Below are 24612 nucleotides of genomic sequence, written 5' to 3' on the forward strand. Positions count from 1 at the left end.
AGTAGGCAGTTTACAGTAGGCAGTATTCAAAAACTGCCTACTGTAAACTGTTTATTATTTCTCGCGGAAGAAAATGGTAATCGGTGCCCCTTCAAAACCGAAGTTATCACGCATCCGGTTTTCCAAATACCGCACATACGGCTCTTTGATATGTTTGGGATAATTACAAAACATCACGAAGGTCGGCGACGGTGTCGGCAACTGAATCATGTACTTGATTTTGATGTGCTTACCACGGTGCGCAGGCGGCGGATATTTCTCAATTTCGGCCTGCATTACTTCGTTCAACCTAGAAGTTGTAATCTTCTTCGTCTTATTTTCGTACACTTCCATTGCCTTTTCCATTACTTGGAAAATCCGCTGTTTTTCAACCACGGAAGCAAAGATAATGGGCATATAATCCATCGGTGCTAAACGTTCGAGCATTTCTTTTCGGAGTTTATCGACCGTTTTTGAGTCTTTTTCGACCAAATCCCATTTGTTAATCATAATCAGAATGCCCTTTTTGGCCTTGTGCGCCATCCCGATGATGTGCATATCTTGGGCTTCTAAGCCACGGGTTGCATCGAGCATTACGATGACTACGTCTGATTCTTCCATCGCTTTTACGGTACGCAACGTAGAGTAAAATTCAATGGCGTCTTTAACCTTGGCTTTACGACGGATACCAGCGGTATCGACCAAAATAAAATCTTTTCCGAAAGCTTTGTAGTGGGTATTGATAGCATCGCGCGTAGTGCCTGCAATGTCCGTTACGATGCTGCGCTCTTTGCCCGTCAAAACATTCAAAAACGACGATTTTCCCACATTGGGTCGTCCCAAGATAGAGATTTTCGGAATTCCTGCATCAGGATCTTCTATTCCTGCCGTTTTGAAATGTTTTACCACATCATCTAGTAAATCGCCCGTTCCGTGGCCTGTTTGCGAAGAAACAGGATAAGGATCACCCAAACCCAACTCATAAAACTCCGCCGTGGCGTGTTGGCGTTCCACCGTTTCTGCTTTATTGGCAACCAGAAAAACGGGTTTTTTAGATTTACGGACTACATTGGCAAAATCTTTATCCAAATCGGTCAGCCCAGACATACTGTCTACCATAAATAAAATCACGGTGGCCTCTTCCATGGCTATTTCGACTTGCTCGCGGATTGCATCTTCAAATACATCTTCCGAGCCTACCACGTATCCACCCGTATCAATGACGGTAAAATACTGCTCAGTCCAAAAGGCATGACCATAGTGGCGGTCACGCGTTACGCCGCTTTGGTCATCCATGATGGCCTGGCGTTCTTTAATCAAACGGTTAAAAAGCGTTGATTTACCCACATTGGGGCGTCCTACTATTGCTACTATATTTGACATTGTAATAAGTGTAAAGGAGAGAGTGTAAAGTGAAGCGTTTTACTTAATACGCTCTCTTAATCGTTTGATAGGCAAAGAGTGTTTTTTATTCGCCTACATTTTTGTCTAATTCAAAAAAACTTAATGTTATTTATTACGCCAATTCTTACGATAAGTCCCTTCATTGTTCCGTTGCTTGTCGTACACTAAGTGGAATTTCAGAAGAAATTGGCTATATAAATACCTCAAACACTAGAGAGCCAGCCCAATATTAGGAAATTACCTTACAAAAACGCGGCGTATTCTTAATTACACTTAGCCTTCGTACCCAAACTGTTTCAATTTCTGTACTTTATTGCGCCAATCAGGCTCCACTTTGACGTATTGTTCTAAGAACACCTTTTTACCAAAGAACTGTTCCAAATCTGCGCGTGCGGCCGAACCTATTTTTTTGAGCATGGTTCCTTTATCGCCAATGATGATTCCTTTTTGGCTCTGGCGCTCTACCAAAATCACCGCCCTGATAACAAGGATGTCCTTTTTATCTTTAAATTCCTCCACAATGATTTCGGTACTGTAAGGAATTTCTTTTTTATAATTCAAGAACACTTTTTCCCGGATTATTTCAGCCGCAAAAAAACGCTCGGGTTTATCGGTCAGCTCATCCTTGGGGAAATACGGCGGATGAACCGGCAAACATTCCATGATGGCCGTAAATAAGGTATCTATTCCTTCCTGTTTGAGCGCAGAAATGGGAATAATAGCCGCCGTAAAAAGTTTTTCTTTCCAAAAAGCGATTTTTTCATTGACTTGTTCCTCCGTGGCAAGGTCGGTTTTGTTGATGATCAAAATGACTGCTCCTTCAGTTTTGGCCAATCGTTCGAGCACCTCCTCGTCGTCGTGTTTCTCAAAAATATCAGTCACAAAAAGTACCACGTCGGCGTCTTCAAGCGAGCCCTGCACAAAATCCATCATCGATTCGTGCAGTTTGTATTGAGGTTTAATAATCCCTGGCGTATCGGAGTAAACCAACTGAAAATCAACACCTTCGTGAACACCGTTCAAAATCCCCATAATTCGGTGACGTGTTGTTTGGGCTTTAGAAGTGATAATTGACATCTTCTCACCCACCAATACATTCATCAACGTCGATTTTCCTACGTTGGGTTTTCCCACAATGCTCACGAATCCTGCGCGGTGATTGGGGTTGTTGTACACTTCTATATTTTCTGTAGTCTCCATTCGTATTCCGTCTTTACTGCGCTATTATTCCTTTGTTTTGGTCAAAGAAAAATATTCAATAAAATATTTTTTCACAAAGATAGTTGTTTTTTCGATAAAAGCTCTTACCTTTGCACTCCCAACATCGCGGGATAGAGCAGTTGGTAGCTCGTCGGGCTCATAACCCGGAGGTCACAGGTTCGAGTCCTGTTCCCGCTACGAAAAAAGTCGCTGAATTTCAGCGACTTTTTATTTTTTATACCCAAATTGTTTTTCCCTACAACTTCACTGGCTTACCCGTTTTGGAAGATTGTACCGCTGCTTCTAAAATTTCGACCACTATTTGATTAATTTCCAACGAAGAAAGGTCTTTTTGGGGCTTAATATCTCCCTTTACGACGGCCGCAAAATAAGAGAATGGGTCGTCATAAGGAGCCGAAAGGGCAGGAATATCGCGCTTTTCTTCTGATGCATCCCGTTTGACGCCATCACCGAGGCGGACGCGCATTTGTTGGGTTTTATCACATATTACGTAGCCCTTTTGCCCATAAATTTCCATGTCCTTGCGATCAAAGGGCCAATTCCACGACGCTTGAATAATGGCCTGCGCTTGGGGGTAAGTCAAAATAATGGTGGCTTCGTCGTCTACTTTCGGATACACATCAGGTTTTATTTGTTGGGTCACGGCCGTTACTGTCAGCGGGCGTTCGCCTTTCATGAGCCACGTCATCAGGTTGGCACCGTAGCAACCAAAATCAATAATAGCTCCCCCACCGTTTTGAACGGGGTCGGTCAACCAACTCAAAAATTCCTGCGAACAGCCAATTTCTTTGGGCCCACGGTGCCCATCATGCACTACTACTTTACGAATATCCCCCATCGCATTTTGGGTGTGAATCAAATCGTACGCTTGCTGATGGCTTGAATACCAAGTTGTTTCAAAGTTGGTCAGTAATTGAATGTTGTGCTTTTGGGCCAACGCAATCATCGCCTTGGCATGAGCCGTGTTGACCGCCAACGGTTTTTCAACCATGACGTGAATGCCTTTGGGCGCACAAATATCAACGACTTGTTTATGCTCATATATGCTGTTGAACGCACAAACAGCTTCAGGCTTAGTGGCCGCAATCATGGCTTCGAGTGATGCATACCAAAGCGATTCGGGCAGTTTATAGCGCTTTAGATAGCGCATCGCCAATTCCTTATTTGGCTCCGCCACACCCACAATTTCAACATCTCCCTGCGCAGGACGCCGTAAAATCTGGTGTACATGGTCATGTGTAAAGCCTGCAATACCTAACCTGAGTGGTTTGGCAGCAACGGCCGATGCCCATAAAATTAAAATGAGGGAAAGAAAGCGTAGCGAAAGGTTCATAATCAACGAGTTTTGGTACTATTGGTACTAAAAGTAAACGCTGTTCTAAACTTCCCCATTGGTTTTCAACAAAAACGGGCGCTTTCAATGAAAGCGCCCGTTTTTGTTGAAAAAAATATTTTAGTTAGGCAGGTACGGCCAAATTGGCTCGGTAAACACCCGCATCTAATTTTTCACGCATTGTATCAAACGCATTTAGTGTTTTCTCTACGTCTTCTAGCGTGTGGGAGGCCGTAGGAATAAGGCGTAAAATAATTTGCCCTTTCGGAATAACTGGATACACAACAATAGAACAGAAAATGCCCATATTTTCTCGTAAATCACGTACCATGTTGGTTACTTCTGGCAGGCCGCCTTCCAATCCTTGCATAAAGACGGGCGTTACGGGCGATTCAGTGTCACCAATGTTAAAGCCCCGACTACGCAAGCCATTTTGAAGCGCATGGACGATTTCCCACAACTGGGTGCGCAATTCGGGATGCGCTTTTATAAGCTCCAACCGTTTACGGCCACCTTCAACGTATGGCATCGGCAATGCCTTTGCGTAGGTTTGCGAACGCATATTGTATTTGAGAAACATAATAATATCTGGATCATCGGCCGCTACAAAACCGCCGATTGCCGCCATCGACTTGGCGAAGGTGGAGAAATAGAGGTCAATATCTTTGGATACACCAAACATCTCCCCTACACCGCCGCCGTTTTCACCCATCGTTCCAAAACCATGTGCATCATCAACCAGCAACCGGAAATTATATTTTTTCTTGAGTTCAACGATTTTATCCAAACTCCCTACTTTGCCCGACATTCCAAAAACACCTTCCGTAATCACCAATATCCCTCCGCCTTTTTCTTCAGCGAGTTTGGCCGCCCTAATCAGGTTTTTCTCCAAACTGGCCATATCGTTATGGTTGTACTTATAGTATTGTCCCATTTTGGCTTTATGAAGTCGAATCCCGTCAATCAAACAGGCGTGAGCTTCGGCATCGTACACAATCACGTCGCGGTGGTCGCATACACACTCAATGACCGACATCACACCTTGGTACCCATAATTGAGCAAAAATGCATCTTTCTTTCCTACAAACTCCGCCAACTCTTTCTCAAATAGTTCGTGCAAGTCAGAATTTCCAGACATCATACGGGCACCCATTGGATAAGCAAGGCCCCATTTTGCAGAAGCTTCTGCGTCGGCTTTGCGCACTTCTGGATGATTAGCCAAACCCAGATAGTTGTTCAGGCTCCAGTTGAGCACGTTCATACCGCGAAACTTCATGTGCGGTCCGATTTCGCCTTCCAGTTTTGGAAATGAGAAATAATGATGACTGTTTAGCGCTTTTGCAGAAGCCCCAATTGGTCCCCAGTTGTTGCGTAGTTTCTCGAAAATATCCACTTTACTATGCTGTTTTTTGGGTTTGATATCGTTTTTGAATAAATTTTGTGCAAAATTATATATTCCTAACTCAATTTCAAAGAGTTAGCCACTGTGACGTGATTAAGACAAAGTTTAATACTACGAATTTTACCCCAAAATTAAAAATGAATCCGGGCGAAAAATCCATCTGTGAATATTCTAACTTTGTGTGTTGCCTTATTTTACATACTTTAAACCAATAAACTTTATGGACGAACAATTGAAATCTGCGGCAGAGCAAGCCAAAGCGAAAGCACAAGAATTAGCGGCTGAAGCCCAAGAAAAATTTGAGGAAATAAAAGGTGAAATCACCGAAAAACTACAAAGTGTTGACGTAGAAGCGCTGAAAGCGCAGGCATCAGCCAAAGCCGAAGAAATGAAAGCAGAAGCCACCGAAGCCTTTGCCGAAGCGAAAATAAAAGCGGAAGAGTTGGCCGTGGAAGCGCAGGAAAAATTTGAAGACCTGAAAGAAGAAGCTGAAGAAGCCATTGAAAAAGCCACGGGCTTCATCAAAGGTCTTTTTAGCAGCGATGAAGAAGGCGAAGCAAAAGAAGAAAAGAAATAATTGAACGCAGGCTGTAAACAACGCATCAATTGGGGTTTGCAGCCTGCATTTTTTTCTTTTTGGAAATATTCATTTCGGCTACAGGAAACTGAAGAGAAGAAAGGTGAATATAGTAAAATAAAAAGGTCATCCAGGGGAAAAACAAAAACTGCCCAGCATTAAGATTAGACTCAAAGTACGGAATCACCATCAGCGCGGGCAAAAAAACAAAGGATTGACTATCAAAGCGTACGTACTTCAAAAGTGCATTGAGGGCAAAAAAAACAATAAAGCACAAAAAAGAAAAAATCCCCCCCGAAAACAGAATTTCTAAGTACGAATTATGCGATGCTAAATCGGTTCGTATCCCTGCATAAAACTGGAGTCCTGCCCGAAAGCCGTCAAATCCAAACCCCGTAAAAAATACTTCTGGATTGTTGATAAATATCCCTAGAGCCTGTTCGGCCAATTTAAACCGCACTTCCCCTTTCTGCTTTCTAATATCTGCGTACTGCGCCCGCAAGTTGACCACCGAGTCGGGACTGGCAATGATATAATAGGCAAACCCAAGAATACACAAGGTGGCCGCTACTTTCAGATAAATGGAAATTTGTTTGCTGCGCAACACCAATACCAGTGTAGAGAGCGCCAAAGCAGCAAAACTGCTGCGCGAACCCGTCAGAACAATGGCCCATAATGCTAAAAAAACCACTAAAAAAAATATGTTACGGGCCCATTTAGCCATGGGGCGATTGGCAAACAAATCAAAACCCATAACAATGAATATTGTACATCCCCATCCGATTACGTTTGCCTTATAAGATCCAATTGATTGCCCGTACACGTTCTCAGATTGAAAAGCTACGCCCGCAATAAGCATTACTAGCACAGGATAGAAGTATACCAAGCTAAAAATCTGTAATAGTTTGATTTTGGCTTCGTCTTTGGAATAATGGGCAAAAAGATAGACGATAAAGTAGTTGGTATAAATTAAAAAGGGAATCCAAGCCACAATACGTTCAAAACTGCGCAAAAAATCAACACTGAACGGCAAAACAACCAAATTCAAAAACAGGAACAGGTATAAAACCCAGTTCTTTTTTTTATCGAAGATGTACTTTATTTCCCCTTGGGCCAGTATAATACCTGCCAAGGAAAAAATGACCAAACCCGTTCGAAAGAGTTTTGCCGCCTGAAACTCCTCCCCTCTCAAGCTATACCCGAATACCACTAAAAACACATTGAGAAAGTACAAAACAAGATGCCAGTCCCAATGCTGTTGATTCCGAAACAGATTACGCCAGTGCATTAATTTAGAGTTTACAATTCACCGTTTGTCAGAAAGCCAGTCGAGCGGCTATCGTTTACGGGTCACTGATTCAAGCATTTCCACAAAATTGCGTAACATTTCGTCTTTTGAAAACTTTTGGATAAAACTCAGGCCATTTTCTGCTTTTTGAACGCGCAACTCGGGCATTTGAATGCACTCCGTTATGGCATCGGCCAACGCTTGGCTGTTTCCAGATTCTACCAACCAACCATTTTTTCCGTTATCCAGTACCTCTGGAATCCCACCCACCGATGTACTTATGACCGATATTCCGTGGGCCAATGCTTCAATATTAGCCACCCCAAACGCTTCAGTATAGGAAGGTACACAAAAAATATCGTAGGTACTCATGTAATCAAATACTCGCTCCTGAGGTTGTGGCCCTACATAATCAAGTGTTGTATTAGAAACACCAGCAAAAATAGACCGTAAATGCGGTTCAAATGCAGGCTCAGGCCCCACGACGGTCAGTCGAAATTGATGTTCTGTTATTTTTTGAAGGGCCTGCACCAGCATTGGCAAATTGCCAACCAAATAATCAGCCTTAACAAACAATACGTTGATGATTGCCCCAAAAGTCCGTTGCGGATTAAATTTCAGTCCCTCCAACGGGATGCATTTATACAAACGCTTTACTTTGGCTTCAGGCAGGTGATACGTATTGATGAGGCGTTGTTTCAAAAATTCGGAATTGGCAATCATAAGTTGGTGCTTAACGGCCGAGAGCTTTTCAAATTGCTGAAAAGTAAACCGTTTCAGCCACAAAGGCGTAAGTTCCGCGTTTTTCCACGTCGCCAGCATATTCTTCTCGTCGTTGAGCATCCCCACTGTGGGCTTTGGCGAGACCAAACTTGCCCATGTACCATTAAACGAATTAATAAAAACCAATACATCAAAATCGTACTGTTCTTCGATTTTTTTTATCTGACGATAATAGATAAACCAGCGCAAAATCTGCCCCAACGGCTTGAGCAAACGGGGAATGTTGAGCGAAACTTTATACACATAAGGCACATCCTTCAGGCGTTGTTCCGAAACATCTTCCGTTAAAATCCTGATTTCGTGTTGCGGAAACAACCTATTAATTTCTGGTACGATATTGGCAAATCTTACCGGGCCGTTGGTAATATTTTCAAAGGCGTTAGTACAAAAAAGTATTTTCATTCTTTACTTTCTGGCAATATAGATTTTCTCATTAGGAGAAATTCCATACCTCTTGTTATCTATCTGTTGAGCATAGGTATCATCCTCTATTTCAAACCCTTGGGCGCGCATCCGGTCGGCATAATCAGCTCCATAGTACCAGCGTTGGTCATGACCATGATACAAGCCCAGTTTCTCTTCTTTCGTCAAACTCGTATCTGAAAACGAATATGACTGCTTATAATTAATCGGATCATGAAAAATAGCGTATCCACCAGGTTTGAGTACCCTGTATACTTCCCTCATAGCCTTGGTATCATCAGGCACCATCACTAACACGCCAATGGCAATGACAACGTCAAAAGTATTGTCTTCAAACTGAATATCATCAATTGACATCACACAATCAGGCTTATCAGTAATACTGTTAGTAAACGATGTCATGTTATCGGCCGTAAGATAGTCGATATATTGATTTCCCTTAACTGTCGTAGACAAGCAGGTATCGGGCGCAAAATGCAATACTTTTTTGAGAGGAACATCATAGAAGCCCAGGCGGTCGCGTAACGTAAGATAGGCGTACCGATGTCGTTCGAGCGATTTACAGCTCGGACAATAGGCATTGTGCCGGTAGCGAAAAGGCATAAAGGCCTTATAATGATTTTGGCAAATGGGACACTCCACGGTGTCTCCCATTCGGTATGGAATACTCCTTACCTGTAAGCGCATATTGCGCAAACGATTCATAAAAGCTTGACTGGCAATTAATTGAGCGTAGGGTTTCATGTTAGGCATACGATAAGATAACAACGAAATTCTAAGACAGTGGTGTGGTCAAGCAACCAACGTTTGCAGTACGGCGATGCAGTAGCAGTATCCAAATCAAAGAACATTTTCTTTCGTAGCCTCTCTATTTTGGGTGCGCATTTACTGTTTCTACGCTTCAAAGATCCTCACAATGTCCTGATAATTTGTTGTATCAGCTATTTCAAAGTTTTTTTTGCCAATCGCCAAAAGATTCATCTCTTGGGCAATTTTAAGGCATTCAATTAACGGGTAAAATGTATTATCAAATAATAATTCTTGCTGGTGGCCCAGCAACCGAAGTGTACCCTCGGTTCGCAATGTAATGATAGGTTTTCCAAATGACATTGCCAAATCAATGGAGCCTGAATGATCAATTCTTACAAAGGGCAAGACGACAACATCAGCCGCATTGAAAAAGTACTGAACGTCTGCATCTTCAATAAATCGATGGTGCCACTGAATGGTTGGAATATTCTTACTTTCGGCCAATAATGATTCCCAATGATCAGCATCGTAACTTTTTCCAGCAATAAGAAGGCAAGTATTTAGGGAGCCCAACGCTGAATACGCTTTCAACAACTGATGAAGGCCTTTGTAAGGCTTTATTTCTCCAAAAAATAAAAACACAAAAGCAGCTCGGTCTACTCCCAATTTTTCACGACTTTCTAATTTGGTTGAGTCATTAGGATAATATGCATGATACGGTAAATCCTGAATTACCGAAACAACCTCGGGTTTCAATCCAAACCGATGAATCGCCTGTTGTTTTGTCGTTTCCGAATAAACCCTGATAGAGTCGCAGCGACGTAAAAAAAAACCATAAACGTGCTTCTCTAAACTCAACCAAACCCCCGCATGGTTTTGCAGATTGTGCAATGTATGTACGATTCTGACCCCTTGGATAGATTTTGCCCACAGGATTTCGGCCATGAAGACCAGCGATTTTACCCAGCTCCACAGCAATGATTTACCAATAATAAAGCTATGGACCCAATCATAATAGATCACCTCTGGGTGGTGGGCTTTCAGGGCTTGGAAGGTACTTCCCAAGGTATATTTCTTACCAACGGTCACTGTCATTCCGTGTTTTCGTAAATATCGCACCAATTCGTATTGAAAAGGGTTTTCAGTACCCGCATCGGGTAAAACAACGACTTTGGGCAAAGCAGAAGACAATGGAAAGTGGTTTTATAAAATTTGGAACGACAAAAATACAAATTGTGCTTAGAAATGTACAGGTAAACGCTTTTGTATATTTACATTGTCATGTGGAGAGCTCCTATTTCCAAAGTATCATGGCTCTGCCGCAAAATCTTTCAACCCCCTTATTCAATGAAAAAAATAGCGAATATTCTTTTCTTCGCCCTTAGTTTTTCGGTTGCTTTTGCCCAACCAGTAGAGAAACTGTACAAAGTCGTAGTCGCTCCCGACCATTTTGACTGGAATTACAAATCGGGCGAAAATGTAAAATTTACCATTTCAGTCTTACAAAATGGCAACCTCGTCAAAAACGCCCGTGTACGTTATGAAATAGGGCCCGAGAAAATGGAACCCACCAAAAAAGAGACAATTACGCTACCCAGTGGTAGTATCACCCTTGACGGTGGAACAATGAAAACAGGCGGATTTCTACGCTGTATTGCCATTGCCGAAATCGACGGGAAAGAATACCGAAACCTTGCCACGGCAGGCTTCGACCCACTCGCCATTCAACCTACGGTAGAGAATCCCGCTGATTTTGACACATTCTGGCAAACAGCAAAGGCAGACTTAGCCAAGATACCAATGGACGCAAAAATGACTCTTTTGCCAGAGCGTTGTACCGAAACGGTGAATGTGTATCATCTCAATTTGCAGAATTTCCGCAACGGTGCCCGTTTGTACGGAATTTTGTGCATGCCCAAAAAAGAAGGAAAATACCCGGCGCTTCTGCACGTTCCCGGGGCGGGCGTCCGTGCTTACTATGGAGATATTGCCAACGCGACCAAAGGCATCATTACCCTTCAAATCGGTATTCACGGTGTTCCAGTTACAATGGATCCTTCTGTATATCTTGATTTGGGCGCGGGTGCTCTTAATGGCTACATGAATTACGGTTCCGACGATCGCGACCGTTTTTATTACAAACGGGTATATTTGGGCTGTGTACGGGCTAATGATTTTCTGACGAGTTTGCCCCAATACGACGGCAGTAATCTGGCCGTAACGGGCGGAAGCCAAGGCGGAGCCCTTTCTATCATTACCGCCGCGCTCGATTCCCGCGTCAAATGGCTAGGTGCTTTTTACCCTGCTCTTTCCGACGTTACGGGTTATCTCAAAGGCCGCGCGGGGGGGTGGCCGCATTATTTTGACAAAAACGCGGTGGCGTACAACAATAAACCCGAAAGAATCACCACACTCGCTTACTACGATGTGGTCAATTTTGCGCGTCGAGTGAAAATACCAGGCTCGTATTCATGGGGCTTCAACGATGAAACTTGCCCTCCTACCTCCATGTATGCTTCATACAATGTCATTTCGGCTCCAAAAGAGTTATATTTAGCGCTCGAAACTGGCCATTGGACATATCCTGAACAACAGGAACGGATGACCGCCTGGCTGGTCAATAAGCTAACCAATAAATAATTAAAAAAGCCGAGTTCACACTCGGCTTTTTTAATTATTTATTGGCTGTTTATACTTGATGAATTTCCACCGTTTCGTTGTTGCTTTGACGAACTCCTTTGGGCATGATGGCCCAGAGGATGATGTAAAAAACAATAACGGGTACGTGAATGAAAGCAAAAAAAGACGCTATCCACAAAATACGCATTAAGGTAGTATCTATTCCAAAATAGTCGGCTAAACCGGCAGCTACACCACCTATTTTACTTTCGGAAGGGATTCGGTGCAATTGTTTCGTTGTCATGGCTTTATGTATTTAAATGTTTTTAAGGCTGTTTTTGTTTTCTTTGGCTGTTATGTTGAATCAAAGGTACTATGCATTACCAAGTAATCAAAACGGATATGGACCAATGGTTTGAGCATTTGCCAAACGGTTATTTTTAGGGAAGAATAAACTGAAATCAGGTTTTTCTAACCCGAATTTGAAAAGCCTCGGCAGGGTTACGAATCAGCAGTTGGTCAAAATCATTTTGCGTAAAGCCTTTTTGGCGTAGAATAGGCAACACTTTTTCAAAAATGGCGGTAAAACCCACAAAGTTTCCGCCATTCGTTTCGCCAGGTTTGTACCAACCAGCGTCGTGAGAAATAAGAACACGGTGCAGCAAACGATTGGATTTAAGAAGGTCTATCCAAGAAGCGTAGTTTTCAAAATCGCCCCAGCCCATGCCGTCAAGGCTTACCCAAGCGCCCATCTGCGCCGCTTTTGTGTACAAATTTTTATTAGACTCGCCCTGCGCATGAACCCACACAAAAGCGCTTGGGTGTACGCCTGTACGCTGCAATTCTTCTATTTCTTCAAAAGCTGCTAACGCGGGGCCGGTGTGCGAACAAATGGTCAGGCCAGTACGCAAGTGGGTAAGACCTGCAGCACGTACCAATTTTCGATGCAGCTCAGAGAGCGGCCCAGGATTTACGCCTATTTTTATGAAACCAGGACGAACATCGGTGCCGTCAATTCCTTTTTCAAATTCGGTGGTCCAGCGGTCCGCGAGTTGCTCGGCGGTTTCGGTAAACGCCCATTTTGGCAAATATTTATTGTCAACCGCACCGTAATACCCCGTATTAGTCAAGATTTGTAGGCCGCTTTTTTGAGAAGCCAATTTCAGCAAATGCACATCACGGCCCAGAAAAGCGGGGGTACAATCTAAAAGCGTTTTTACGCCCTGCTTTTTTACTTCTAATAAATAAGGCAACACCGTTTTTAGCACCTCTTCTCGGCTCCACCGGTCAGCACTGATTTTATCCGCTCCGATAAAATCCACGAGCAGGTGTTCATGAATGAGCGTTTTCCCTATTTGTTGCGGTCGAATCGCTCCATCTATCGTGATAATTTGCTCTTTTTTTTGCAAAAAAGGGGCGACAGAGGCGGTCAACAAGAACTGGCGACGTGTAAGCATCAGATTATATTGAAGTTAGGGTGTTGCCAAAAACACATTTGTAATCTCTTCGTTTTTGAAAACAACCGCGTAACGTTCCGTCAAATCGGTACGCAGGATGGCTCCGTTCATTTTCTGTACATCATACGAAGTTAACAGTTTTCTCAACGTAAAGCCTGTTGTTTTAAATAACTCCAACCATTGGTGCGTGGCGTACTGTTTTTCTACGCGAACGTCTTCGGTATAGCCCAGTACATCGTCTATCTCTCGACTAAAAAATAGTTTCAAAGCCGCCTTTTCTTTATTTGTAATCGCCAAACTGTCAATCACTTCAAATACTAGACCATAATGGTTAACGGCATTGTGAAAGCGGGTAGCATAGTGGGGTTCAAAATGATCTGAAATGGGTTCAGACAAAACAAAAGCTTTGGGTGACAAGTCGCGAATGTACCCAAAAACCGCTTCACGCTGTGCCGCCTGTTGGATATGGTGCAGTGCAAAAGAGGCATTGACCACTAGAGCATCGTAATGAGTCGGCAACAATGCCCGTATTTCAGCTAACGTCATTTTCTCAACAAATCCAATAAATGAAGTGAAGCTTACCTGAAAAGGGAGCTGCAATTCCGCAAAATTCTTTTCTGCCGCTTGAACGGCATCGGCAAAAGGTTCAATCCCCACTACCGTTATCTGCTTCACCCGACAATCAGGCTGTTGTGCCAATAACTGAAGCACATTCACAATTTGCATTCCGGTTCCGATGCCTATGTCCAAAAGAACGGCATTTTGTACATTATTTAAGCTTTCCACCAACAATGCATTGGCGCACTTTTGCGTAAGAGCCGCCAAAGGCAGCTGTTGGATCAGTAATTCAAACAGCCGAATCTGTGGAATTTCAAATTGTTGGACATAAATATGCTCGTTGGACTGCCCGCCCGCTACCTGTTTACGCATGGCTTTGGCCAACACATACCCAAACATGGCCGCCGAGTCGTCGAGCTTTTCAAGACTTTGTTGATAAATTGCTTCCAACTCCGCTTTGTCGGCTTCGGTGAGTTGGTCCGGAAGGCGTTGAGCGAGGGCTTGGAGCTGCGGTAAAACGTTTTTCATACCGATGCATTAGAATTTCAAATTTAAAAAAAGCCACGACGTAAATACATCGTGGCTCTATAAAACTTTCCAAGTGGTGTCAAACTTTCCAAGTTTTGAAACTTGGAAAGTTTACCGTTAATTCCTTGGCGGTTTGCCTCCGGTCAACAGCCCCTGCATCCGCTCCATGGTTTTCTTTTCACCCGTCAGCGAGAGGAAGGCTTCGCGCTCCAGATCGAGCAAATACTGCTCGGTAACATTTTGAGGGTAACTCAAATCGCCGCCGCAAATGACGTAAGCCAATTTATCCGCAATCTTGGCATCGTGTTCGGTGATGTAATTCGCCATACGCATACTACCGATGCCTGCTTTAAACAACGCAATGCCCGTTTTTCCCTGCACTTTGATATCGGTGCGGTGCTTGGGTTGGGTATAACCATTCTCGGCCAAATCAATGGCGGCTTGCTTTGCTTCAGCAATAAGTCGACTGCGATTCAGCACAATCTGATCGCGGTCGACTTTAATGTAGTTCATTTCTACCGCTTCCTGTGCCGAAGTGGAAACTTTGGCTTGGGCAATGTTCATAAACGCCGATTGCAGTATATTCAGTTCAGGGTCGCCGGCTTGGTACAAATCAGAGCACCGCAACGCCATTTCTTTGGTACCGCCCCCGGCAGGAATCAGACCAACGCCCAATTCCACCAGCCCCATGTAGGTTTCGGCATGAGCTACTACTTTGTCAGCATGTAAGTTCAATTCGCAACCGCCGCCCAATGCCAACGAGTGCGCGGCCGTCACGACGGGGATAGATGAATACCGCGCCCGCATCATGGTTTGCTGGAATTGAGCAATCATCATGTTGATTTCGTCATAGTCCTGCTCAATAGCAAACATGAACAACATGGCCAAATTTGCTCCCGCCGAAAACGCTTCATTGGAATCATTTCCTACTACCAATCCTCGAAAATCCTTCTCGGCTACGGCGTAGGCACGGTTGAGACCTTCGACTACCTCTGCGCCGAAGGTGTTCATTTTGGAATGGAACTCTACGCCCGCAATGCCATCACCTAAGTCATAAATAGACGCCCCCGCATTTTTCCAGATGATATTTTGGGATTTATTTTCGAGAATAATAAATGCCTCCTGCCCCGGAATGGCTTTGTACGACTGCGAAGGAATATCGTAATACAGCTTTTGTCCGTTTTGTACTTTGTAAAAACTTTCATTGCCCGCCGCCAGCATATCATAGACCCACTGCGCCGGCTTGGCGTCCAGCGATTCCATGATTTCAACCATTTTCTTTACTCCAATGGCATCCCAAGTAGCAAAAAGTCCCATTTCCCACCCAAATCCCGCACAAATGGCTTGGTCGATGCGGTAAAGTTCATCCGAAATTTCAGGAATGCGGTTGGAAGCATAGCGAAACCCACTCGCAAAAGTGCGACGATAAAATTCACCCGCTTTATCGGTACCTTTGAGCAATACGCCGAAACGTTTTTTGAGGTCGTCAATGGTTTTGGTTCCTTCCAGCGTAGCAAATTTCACCTTCACGGAAGGCTTGTATTCCAACGTAGCGAGGTCGAGCGCCAAAATGACGGTTTTGCCCTTTTCGTCTTTTGTTTTCTTATAAAAACCTTGCCCCGTTTTATCACCCAGCCATTTGTTTTCCATGAGTTTGGCCATAATGGGTGGCAATTCAAACGCCGCGCGCGACTCATCATGCGGCATCTGTACGAGATTGTTGCACACGTTGACCGTCGTATCCAAACCAACTACATCCGACAAACGGAAGGTGCCCGATTTTGGGCGTCCTACCACTGGCCCAGTCAATTTATCAACTTCCTCCACCGTCAAGCCCATTTCAGCGGCAATACGAATCGTTTCAACCAAGGCATGAATACCAAGCCGGTTGGCAATAAATCCAGGTGTATCTTTGCAGAGTACGGTCGTTTTTCCTAAAAACAAATCACCATAATGCAGCAGAAAATCAAGGATTTGTGGATTTGTTCTTGGTCCGGGAATGACTTCAAACAAACGCAGGTAGCGAGGCGGATTGAAAAAGTGCGTTCCGCAAAAATGTTGTTGAAAATCGTCACTTCGCCCTTCCGACATCAAATGAATGGGAATCCCCGATGTATTGGATGTAATCAACGTCCCAGGTTTGCGCAGAGCGTCAACTTTTTCAAACAACGAGCGCTTAATGTCTAACCGCTCCACAATTGCTTCCAGTACCCAGTCGTAATTTTTGATTTCGGCTAAGTTATCGTCAAAGTTCCCGAGTTTGACCCGACTTGCAAATTTAGGGCTGTATAAAGAAGCTGGCGTGGATTTCAAGGTATTTTGAAATGCCTCATTAACGATGCGGTTGCGCACAGCGGGATGGTCCAGAGTCAATCCCTTGGCTTGTTCGGCGGCGTTAAGTTCTTTGGGAACAATGTCTAACAACAATACTTCTACGCCAATATTAGCAAAGTGGCACGCAATGCGCGACCCCATAATGCCCGAGCCTAATACGGCTACTTTTTTAATGCTGCGGTTCATTTATGTAATTATGAATTAGTAAATGTATAATCGGATGAATTTTGCCCTTCAAAAGTAAAAAAAAAAAGTATGCAAGCATACCATTATTAAAAATTGTCTCTCAAAATAGTCTAAAAAATTAAGATTTAGGTGATAGAGCGTTTACGAGATACATGAGCTAAGCTAAAGTGCCGCGTCTGTAAGCCAAATTCCATCCAAGTATGGAGTTAAAATCGTAACTTTGTGGTTTGAATCCGTTAGTACTCATGCAAGTTATCGGATAACGATTAACCATTAATGACCAATGTTAGAACAGTTAGAGGCCATAAAAGAGCGTTTTGATGAAATTGCACAGCGAATTGTGCAACCTGAAGCCATGGCTGATCAAAAACGCTTCTCAAAATTAAGCAAAGAGTATAAAGACCTGGACAAGATTGTTCAGAAATATCAAGCCTACAAAAAAGTATTGAGCGATATTGACGGAGCGAAAGACTTGATTGCAACGGAGAGTGACGAAGAAATGCGTGACATGGCTAAAGCTGAACTTATTGAGCTTCAGCCACAAGCCGATGAACTTGAAGCAACGCTCAAAGAAATGCTCATTCCGAAAGACCCCAACGACAGCCACAACGTAATCCTGGAAATCAGAGGCGGTACCGGCGGCGACGAAGCGGCCATTTTTGCGGGAGACCTGTTCCGGATGTACCAGCGTTTCTGCGACCGTATGGGCTGGAAAATGGAACTTATGGATTTTACGGAAGGAAGTACGGGCGGCTATAAAGAAATCATTGCGAGCGTGACTGGCGAAGACGTCTACGGAAAACTCAAATTTGAATCAGGCGTACACCGCGTGCAGCGCGTTCCGGTCACGGAATCACAGGGCCGTGTGCACACCTCGGCGGCTACCGTGGCAGTGATGCCAGAAGTGGAAGACGTTGAAGAAGTAGAAATCAACCCGGCCGATATCGAAATCATCACTTCCCGTTCGGGAGGTGCTGGTGGTCAGAACGTTAACAAAGTAGAAACCAAAGTACAACTAACCCACAAGCCAACGGGCATTGTGGTAGTGTGTCAGGTAGAGCGTAGTCAGCACGGAAACCGCGAGCGCGCCATGAACATGCTGCGTTCAAAACTTTACGAAATGGAGTTGAAGAAACAAAACGACGCAGTATCTTCTCAACGTAAAAGCTTGGTCGGCAGCGGCGACCGTTCGGACAAGATAAGAACGTACAATTATCCCCAAAGCCGCGTGACCGACCACCGTATCGGTTATACCGTCTATAATTTACCAACAGTGATGGACGGTGAAATCGGCGATTTTATTGAACAGCTGCGGATTGCTGAAAATGCCGAGCGTATGAAAGAAGGAATGCCAGCCTAGTCGTTGAATTTTTAGATTTAGGAGGATTTAATTAGATTTGTTTTTAACACAACCCAACATCCTCTAAAATCTATCGCCAACGAAAATGGAAAAGCAAATTACCAAAAAATACGATAATGGTGAAGTGACGGTCGTGTGGCAACCCCACATGTGCATTCACTCCACCATTTGTTTTAAAGGACTACCCACAGTTTTTGACCCTCGCAAACGCCCGTGGGTCACGCCCGAAGGCGGCACTACCGAAGCCATTGTGGAGCAGATAAAAAAATGTCCTTCGGGAGCGCTATCTTATTTTATGAACAATGAAATAGAAGGCCCCGTAGAACTGGAAGGCGATACAGTAGTGGAAATTTTGTCGAACGGACCTTTGTTAGTATACGGCAATTTGAAAGTGAAAGACACCGCAGGCAATGAAACCAAAAAATCGCAGGTAACGGCTTTTTGCCGCTGTGGCCATTCTGGAAACAAGCCCTATTGTGATGGTTCACACGTAAAGGTAAAATTTGAAGGATAGCACCGATAGTACATCATCCCCGCTTTTAAGTAAAGTTAAATAACCGTTCCTTCAACCTTTATATTAATACTCACTACTCATCTACCCTTAACCTATGAGTCAACCTTCTACCGATACCCGACCGCATCGGCTATTGTCTTTGGACGCCCTGCGCGGTTTTGATATGTTTTGGATTACCGGCGGCGAAGAAATCTTTCACCTTTTGGCCAAAGCTACTGGCTGGTCGGTCGCCATTGTCATGGCGGAGCAACTCTCTCACCCCGAGTGGAACGGTTTTCGCGCCTACGATCTTATTTTCCCTTTGTTTCTTTTCTTGTCAGGAGTTTCGGCTCCTTATTCGTTGGGTACTCGTCTTGAACGCGGGGATGACAAAGGAAAAATGTTGCGTAAAGTAATTCAACGGGGTTTGACCTTGGTTATTTTGGGAATTATCTATAACAATGGTCTACAAATCAGGCCTTTGGAAGATATGCGTTTCCCGAGCGTATTGGCGCGTATCGGTCTGGCAGGGATGTTTGCCCAAATTATTTATCTGTATACAAGTACCCGAACCCAATACATCTGGTTTGTAAGTCTGCTGCTTGGATATTGGGCTTTTGTGATGTTGGTTCCCGTGCCGGGATGCGGTTCCGGGCTTATGACCATGGAGTGCAATCCCGTCAGCTACCTCGACCGTTTAATTATCCCTGGCCATCTGCACAAAGATATTCACGACCCAGAAGGGCTTATTTCTACGGTGCCCGCCATTGCAACGGGTTTATTGGGGATTTTTGCGGGAAATCTACTCCGTTCCGACGAACGCTCCACATCCCGTACCCAAAAAGTGTTATTTTTATTTGTAGCGGGCATTCTTTTTCTGATTATCGGAAAACTCTGGGATTATGTTTTCCCCATCAACAAAAACCTGTGGACTAGTTCATTTGTGATGACAGTGGGCGGATGGAGCCTCATTCTTTTATCCATTTTTTACTGGCTCATCGACGTACAGGGGTGGAATCGCTACGCTTGGGTATTGGCGGTTATCGGTATGAATTCCATTTTGATTTACATGGCGCAACACTTTATTGATTTTGAACATACATCAGAACGTCTCTTTCGGGGTATTGTCAAGTATTTTTCTGAACCCTACCAAAAAGTATTCTACGCCATTGGGTATGTTATTGTAGAATGGCTGATGCTGTGGTTCCTGTATAAGAAAAAGGTATTTTTGAAGGTGTAGCCTCACCTCCTCGCTTCGCTCGCCCCCTCTTCTTATCCAAGGAGAGGGGGATTATTATTTAAATGGCCTGATGATTTGTAGGCTCAGGCGCATTTTTCCACTCCACTCTTAAAACCCGTGCTTTTACGCCTAAATCAGCCATGAAATGCATCCAGTGGAGTTGTTGGGAGGATAAATGATCGGTGGGAGATTTTACTTCGATGAGTTCTAAACCCTTTTCATCCCAAACCATCAAATCTGGAAAACCGCGCGTATTTTCACGGAGGTTGGTCGCCATTTCGAGCAAAATTGCCCGTAGTTGCATCGGTGTTAAATTCAGCGCCATGAGTTTTACCAATTCCAATAATACTTCGTTCCAATCCACCAATACGTTGGCAATTCCGAATTTTTCGATAAAGGTACTTTCCAATATCTGCGCTATTTTTTCGGAGGTTTCCAACTCAGACAACCGTTGCCGAATTTGTGTAACACGCTTGCGGTAAAAGTCAGGTTGGTAAAAATCAGAAGGCATTCGTTGCAACGGATGGTGAATGGCCTGAACGTTGGTATCGTAGATAATATCCCAGAAAATAAGACCAAAAATACCCCGCCAAGGATAATTTTCGGCATGAACCGCCACGCGACCGCTGTTGATAAAGTACTCCACCACCCCCTGTTCTACCCGATATTTAAAATCAATCGAAATCTGTACACTTTCCGAATCCTGCAAAAACCGCGTCACACTTTTTTTGACTCGCTTCTTGGCATTGGCTATTTTTTCCCGAAAATCAAGGGCAAAAAAGCGTTCGTCGGCATTTTGAGGGTCTTGGGCAATAGCTTCGCAGAGAGCAATAGCTTCTTCCAAATAACCCATTCGATGCAGCAGCCGTACCCGTCGCTCCCGCGAAGGAATATGGTCGGTCAGTTGGTAGACTGTCAGGGCTTGTTCAGGCAATTTTTGCCGCTCCAAATACATCCCAATCCGATTAATCAATTTTATATATCCCGGTTGTGCCACTTCTCCCAGCGTATGAACCGACGCCTGCCAGTTCATAAACCAGTCAAAAATCTCCTCGGGTGGCGTGGCGGCTTCCTGCATTTCGTAGAATTGCTCCGCCGTCAGCGACACCATGAGTTTATCTTCCGCATCTTGCCGTGTAGGAAACCGCGCCGTGTAGGCATCGTCACGGTAGCGTTCAAAGTTTACTTTGCCCAAATCCCGCACTACAAACTCCGTCATATCGGCGTGTCGATTACCGAAAAACAGGAATTTTAGCATCATCACTTCCACTTCAAACCCTACTTTAATGACCGTTTCTTCAGGCGCTGTGTTGATTTGGTTGACCAACAAACCAAACGTATAAGTATGATTCAAATAGCGAATCAAGTCTGGTTTTTTGAGGGGCTTGAGCGAGAGTTCGGTGGGTGGGGCCAACTTAATCCATTCTTCTTTGGTAAATAAATTGAGGATTTCAAGCGCATAGGATTCGTGCAGGGCGCTCAATTCTTTGATAAAACCTGTGTCTTCCAACTCATACAAAGCGGCAGGAATATCTTCTATTTCGTTGTATTTCAGCTTACTCGTCCGAAAAAACAACCCGCGCCGATTACTAAAACGCACAAACAAACATTGCGCATCTTCGGATAATGCCCGAAAACCTCGGATAAACTCTTTTTCATTGGTATTTAGAATATCACCATACAGCCTTTCTACAAACGTCACCAAAAACAGGAAGTAATCCAAATAGTATTTGGGAGGCAGTTCGGTGGGCGCCGCAGGTTCACGTGAGGGGATTGATTCCATATAATGTCCGTTCAACTTTTGAGGAAATACACAAGGTCACTAGGGGAAGTTTTACAGTAAAAACAATTTGAATATCAATTTTATCTACAAATTCGTTAAAATGGTACGAAATTCGCTCTTCTTGGTGATGTTGTTCCCTAACTTTTCATTTGTGATGAATCCAAAGCTAACGGCCTTTTACTATTTACTCATTCACTCACTTTCTTGTTCGTTTATTGCCTTTAGCCAGCCAAAGGTAGAAAATCTGGGCAATTCTGTTAATTCTGAATACAATGAAATCAATCCAGTTATCTCTCCAGACGGTAAAACATTATTTTTTGCGCGGGTAAGCCATCCCCAAAACGCGCATGGATTGGAAGGTAGCCAAGATATTTGGTTTTCTGAACTCACCAATAACCAATGGGGTTTGGCTCGTCGCATGACTGCGCCCATTAACAAAGAAGAATACAATTGCGCTTACAGCATCACTCCCGACGGCAATACATTACTTATCATGGGGGCTTATGAAAAAGGCACTTACCAAACGCGTGGTTTTTCGTTTAGCAAACGTTCCGCAAACGGCTGGTCGGCCCCCCAAAAACTCAATATTGCGGGGCTAGAAGGAATGAGTAAAGGGGAATATATGTGCGGATTTTTATCAAACGACGGTAAAACGCTGGTGATGGCATTCAGTGAAAAAAAGAAAAGCACCAAAGATGACATTTATGTAAGCTTTCAACAAAAAAACGGCACGTGGACCAAGCCAATGAGTTTGGGCCTTGACGTAAATACCGACGATTTTACCGAAACCACACCTTTTTTAGCCGCTGATGGAGCCACCTTGTATTTTTCTAGCGACCGCACTGGTGGGCAGGGGAGCAATGACATTTATTACACCAAGCGCATTGACAAAACGTGGAAAGTTTGGTCTAAGCCCGTCAATTTAGGCCCAGCCATCAACACCGACGGCTATGACGCCTATTACACTATTGCCGCGGCGGGCGATTATGCCTACATGGTTTCCAAAAAAAATACGCTCGGCAAAGGAGATATTGTAAAAATCAAGATTAAATCCGAAGAGCCCAGTAAGCCTTCCATTGTACCCGCACCCGATCCCGTGGTGTTGTTGAGCGGCAAAGTATTGGACACTAAGACTGGTAAGCCAATTGACGCACGCATCATTTACGAAAATCTGGCCGATGGCACCGAAGTAGGCACCGCACAAACCGATCCCCGAACGGGCGAATATAAAATTGTCCTTCCCAAAGGGATTAAATATGGCGTACGAGCCGTTGCGAAAGACTTTATTGCCGAAGCACAAAACATTGATTTAACAAATGTGACTGATTATAAAGAAGTTGCAGGAACAAACCTAAAATTGGTCCCCATCGAAATCAACGCCGTCGGAGTCTTGAATAATTTGTTTTTTGATACGGGTAAAGCTGAGATACGACCCGAATCTAATCCAGAATTGGACCGAATGGTGCTGACATTCAACGAAAATCCAGGCTTAGTATTGGAAATAGGTGGTCACACCGACAATGTAGGAAGCGATGCCTCTAACATCAAACTCTCTCAAGACCGAGCTGACTCAGTAAGAGAGTATTTTATTGGAAAAGGAATTGAGCCCGACCGCGTGCAAAGCAAAGGCTACGGAGAATCAAAACCCAAAGCATCCAACGATACGGACGAAGGCAAGCAAATCAACCGTCGGGTAGAATTTAAGATTTTGAAAAAATAATATTCGCGTCAATTAACTACGAGATATATTTCGTAGTTAATTGACAATGAACACCTTACTCAATATCCACATCAATGTGTCGACGGAAGTTACGCGTCGGATGATTATAGGGTAAGGTTATATTAAGTTCACGGGTTGACTGCTCATAATGCGCCACGATTTTATCAACATTGACGTCATTAGGCAAAAACAAGTTGCCCAGCGTACGGGCAGTTTGCAGATTATCCATCCCATCGGGGCGGTCTGCAAAGAGGGGCAATAAATGATATACCCACAAACGATTGTTCAGCACATCTACCTGAAAACTATCGGGGCCTAAACCGGCCGCTTTGATTCGTACTTCATACCCTTTTTCGTCTTGAGTGATAGACAAATTAGGTTCACTCATTCCACCATTGGTTGTATTAGCGTAATCTATTGCGGTCAGAATTTCTTGCGGAATTTGAATTTTTGCTTTCATTTTGCTACTTGGCTAGTTGCTTTTAAATTCTCAAACAGCGTACCAAGCCCACTTTTATGACAAAATGGCCATTTACAATAAAATTATTTGTCAAAATGGCGCAAAAATTCCTCTATTTCCCCCATTTGATACGGTTTTTCCCCATCTATGACCATCAGGTTCTTCAACTCTTGGGGAGGTTGGCCATATTTTAAAAAGCTTTCCCAAATATGATTGATATACCAAACAGGCTCTTCGCCCCAGCGTGTATCGGCGGCTTTACGAATACGAAACGTTTCTTCTGAAATATGCGTGAAAAAGCAAAAATCATACAACGCATTCAAATCATCATCAGCAAATGCTAAAATTCCTTCGATAACGAGTACCTCAAAATCCTGATGCAAAAACGCAGTAGCTTTCCTTAATAACTCAAAATCAATAGATTCTGGCGTTTCCCAATCTGTACGGTCATGAATAAGGGGAATGTCGTGAAGAATTTTAACGAAATCGTCTTGGTGCAGAGCGAGTGCCCGTTTGTTTTGAGCACGAAAATGCCAAACCAATGTTTCGGCAAACGTCGTTTTTCCAGATCGGCTACGTCCGCCAATGCCAATAATCATGGTAGGTGATGAGTGAGGGTTCAGCCGCAAACATAAACCCAAACTCCCTTATAAACAACAAATCCCGACAAATGTCGGGACTGTTGCTTCGGTTTTTAGTTGATGATAAAATTTT

The 24612-nt window shown here is 43.9% G+C and carries 21 protein-coding genes and 1 tRNA gene; 7 read left to right on the plus strand and 15 right to left on the minus strand.

Translation table 11 applies throughout. The annotated features are described in order from the left end of the window. Nucleotides 1–54 precede the first annotated feature (54 nt). Both der and era read right to left on the minus strand, forming a co-directional pair. Nucleotides 55–1362 (minus strand): ribosome biogenesis GTPase Der, encoded by a 1308-nt coding sequence (gene der, locus GVN20_RS10055; protein WP_114068183.1) that lies wholly within the window; start codon nucleotides 1360–1362, stop codon nucleotides 55–57. A 294-nt stretch (nucleotides 1363–1656) separates the two neighbouring features. Continuing rightward, nucleotides 1657–2583 carry a GTPase Era gene (era, locus tag GVN20_RS10060; protein WP_166558209.1) on the minus strand — a complete coding sequence of 309 codons (927 nt, stop codon included), beginning with the start codon at nucleotides 2581–2583 and terminating at the stop codon, nucleotides 1657–1659. Between the two features lie 125 nt (nucleotides 2584–2708). Between era and GVN20_RS10065 the strand changes: the two genes are divergently transcribed. Further along, nucleotides 2709–2781: transfer RNA gene (locus tag GVN20_RS10065), tRNA-Met, on the plus strand. A gap of 58 nt (nucleotides 2782–2839) precedes the next feature. On the opposite strand, the gene GVN20_RS10070 is transcribed toward GVN20_RS10065, so the two are convergent. Continuing rightward, nucleotides 2840–3937 (minus strand): Gfo/Idh/MocA family protein, encoded by a 1098-nt coding sequence (locus tag GVN20_RS10070; protein WP_166558210.1) that lies wholly within the window; start codon nucleotides 3935–3937, stop codon nucleotides 2840–2842. A gap of 124 nt (nucleotides 3938–4061) precedes the next feature. Beyond that, nucleotides 4062–5330: an aminotransferase class I/II-fold pyridoxal phosphate-dependent enzyme gene (locus GVN20_RS10075; RefSeq protein WP_166558211.1), complete on the minus strand. Its 1269-nt coding sequence runs from the start codon at nucleotides 5328–5330 to the stop codon at nucleotides 4062–4064. Nucleotides 5331–5559: 229 nt separating this feature from the next. Between GVN20_RS10075 and GVN20_RS10080 the strand changes: the two genes are divergently transcribed. Next, complete coding sequence (locus GVN20_RS10080; RefSeq protein ID WP_166558212.1) at nucleotides 5560–5916, plus strand: hypothetical protein; 357 nt, start codon at nucleotides 5560–5562, stop codon at nucleotides 5914–5916. A 25-nt stretch (nucleotides 5917–5941) separates the two neighbouring features. Here the strand turns inward: GVN20_RS10080 and GVN20_RS10085 are convergent, their stop codons facing one another. From GVN20_RS10085 to GVN20_RS10100, 4 genes are all read right to left on the minus strand, one after another. Beyond that, the gene (locus tag GVN20_RS10085; protein ID WP_166558213.1) at nucleotides 5942–7204 is read right to left on the minus strand and encodes an O-antigen ligase; all 1263 of its coding nucleotides are present in this window, start codon (nucleotides 7202–7204) and stop codon (nucleotides 5942–5944) included. A 48-nt stretch (nucleotides 7205–7252) separates the two neighbouring features. Continuing rightward, a complete protein-coding gene (locus GVN20_RS10090; protein ID WP_166558214.1) occupies nucleotides 7253–8389 on the minus strand; it encodes a glycosyltransferase family 4 protein in 1137 nt (378 codons plus the stop codon). A 3-nt stretch (nucleotides 8390–8392) separates the two neighbouring features. Next, nucleotides 8393–9154 carry a class I SAM-dependent methyltransferase gene (locus GVN20_RS10095; protein ID WP_166558215.1) on the minus strand — a complete coding sequence of 254 codons (762 nt, stop codon included), beginning with the start codon at nucleotides 9152–9154 and terminating at the stop codon, nucleotides 8393–8395. Between the two features lie 150 nt (nucleotides 9155–9304). Further along, nucleotides 9305–10351: a glycosyltransferase gene (locus GVN20_RS10100; RefSeq protein ID WP_166558216.1), complete on the minus strand. Its 1047-nt coding sequence runs from the start codon at nucleotides 10349–10351 to the stop codon at nucleotides 9305–9307. A 156-nt stretch (nucleotides 10352–10507) separates the two neighbouring features. On the opposite strand from GVN20_RS10100, the gene GVN20_RS10105 reads away from it, so the two are divergent. Next, a complete protein-coding gene (locus GVN20_RS10105) occupies nucleotides 10508–11800 on the plus strand; it encodes an acetylxylan esterase (RefSeq protein ID WP_166558217.1) in 1293 nt (430 codons plus the stop codon). 49 nt (nucleotides 11801–11849) lie between these two features. On the opposite strand, the gene GVN20_RS10110 is transcribed toward GVN20_RS10105, so the two are convergent. The 4 genes from GVN20_RS10110 to GVN20_RS10125 all read right to left on the minus strand — a co-directional run bounded on the left by GVN20_RS10110 (nucleotide 11850) and on the right by GVN20_RS10125 (nucleotide 16842). Beyond that, nucleotides 11850–12083, minus strand: a complete 234-nt coding sequence (locus tag GVN20_RS10110) for a PspC domain-containing protein (RefSeq protein ID WP_166558218.1) — start codon at nucleotides 12081–12083, stop codon at nucleotides 11850–11852. A 157-nt stretch (nucleotides 12084–12240) separates the two neighbouring features. Further along, the gene (locus GVN20_RS10115; protein ID WP_166558219.1) at nucleotides 12241–13236 is read right to left on the minus strand and encodes a phosphotriesterase; all 996 of its coding nucleotides are present in this window, start codon (nucleotides 13234–13236) and stop codon (nucleotides 12241–12243) included. A 15-nt stretch (nucleotides 13237–13251) separates the two neighbouring features. Then, entirely contained in the window at nucleotides 13252–14322 is a 1071-nt protein-coding gene (locus GVN20_RS10120) for a GRAS family protein (RefSeq protein WP_166558220.1), read from the minus strand. Nucleotides 14323–14439: 117 nt separating this feature from the next. Next, nucleotides 14440–16842: a 3-hydroxyacyl-CoA dehydrogenase/enoyl-CoA hydratase family protein gene (locus GVN20_RS10125; protein ID WP_166558221.1), complete on the minus strand. Its 2403-nt coding sequence runs from the start codon at nucleotides 16840–16842 to the stop codon at nucleotides 14440–14442. A gap of 283 nt (nucleotides 16843–17125) precedes the next feature. Here GVN20_RS10125 and prfA point away from each other — a divergent pair, with 283 nt between their 5' ends. From prfA to GVN20_RS10140, 3 genes are all read left to right on the plus strand, one after another. Further along, a complete protein-coding gene (gene prfA, locus GVN20_RS10130) occupies nucleotides 17126–18202 on the plus strand; it encodes a peptide chain release factor 1 (protein ID WP_166558222.1) in 1077 nt (358 codons plus the stop codon). An 85-nt stretch (nucleotides 18203–18287) separates the two neighbouring features. Continuing rightward, entirely contained in the window at nucleotides 18288–18716 is a 429-nt protein-coding gene (locus GVN20_RS10135) for a (4Fe-4S)-binding protein (protein ID WP_166558223.1), read from the plus strand. Nucleotides 18717–18810: 94 nt separating this feature from the next. Further along, the gene (locus tag GVN20_RS10140; protein WP_166558224.1) at nucleotides 18811–19935 is read left to right on the plus strand and encodes an acyltransferase family protein; all 1125 of its coding nucleotides are present in this window, start codon (nucleotides 18811–18813) and stop codon (nucleotides 19933–19935) included. A 58-nt stretch (nucleotides 19936–19993) separates the two neighbouring features. Here GVN20_RS10140 and GVN20_RS10145 read toward each other — a convergent pair whose 3' ends face one another. Continuing rightward, a complete protein-coding gene (locus GVN20_RS10145) occupies nucleotides 19994–21718 on the minus strand; it encodes a VRR-NUC domain-containing protein (RefSeq protein WP_166558225.1) in 1725 nt (574 codons plus the stop codon). 154 nt (nucleotides 21719–21872) lie between these two features. Between GVN20_RS10145 and GVN20_RS10150 the strand changes: the two genes are divergently transcribed. Beyond that, the gene (locus GVN20_RS10150; protein WP_166558226.1) at nucleotides 21873–23438 is read left to right on the plus strand and encodes an OmpA family protein; all 1566 of its coding nucleotides are present in this window, start codon (nucleotides 21873–21875) and stop codon (nucleotides 23436–23438) included. Between the two features lie 55 nt (nucleotides 23439–23493). On the opposite strand, the gene GVN20_RS10155 is transcribed toward GVN20_RS10150, so the two are convergent. Together GVN20_RS10155 and GVN20_RS10160 are read right to left on the minus strand one after the other, a co-directional pair. After that, on the minus strand, nucleotides 23494–23898 hold the full coding sequence (locus tag GVN20_RS10155; RefSeq protein WP_166558227.1) for an Hsp20/alpha crystallin family protein: 405 nt from the start codon (nucleotides 23896–23898) through the stop codon (nucleotides 23494–23496). Nucleotides 23899–23981: 83 nt separating this feature from the next. Next, the gene (locus tag GVN20_RS10160; protein WP_166558228.1) at nucleotides 23982–24497 is read right to left on the minus strand and encodes a uridine kinase; all 516 of its coding nucleotides are present in this window, start codon (nucleotides 24495–24497) and stop codon (nucleotides 23982–23984) included. Nucleotides 24498–24612 lie beyond the last annotated feature (115 nt).

Origin of the sequence: Runella sp. CRIBMP, assembly GCF_009905605.1 — a bacterium.
Lineage (GTDB): Bacteria > Bacteroidota > Bacteroidia > Cytophagales > Spirosomataceae > Runella.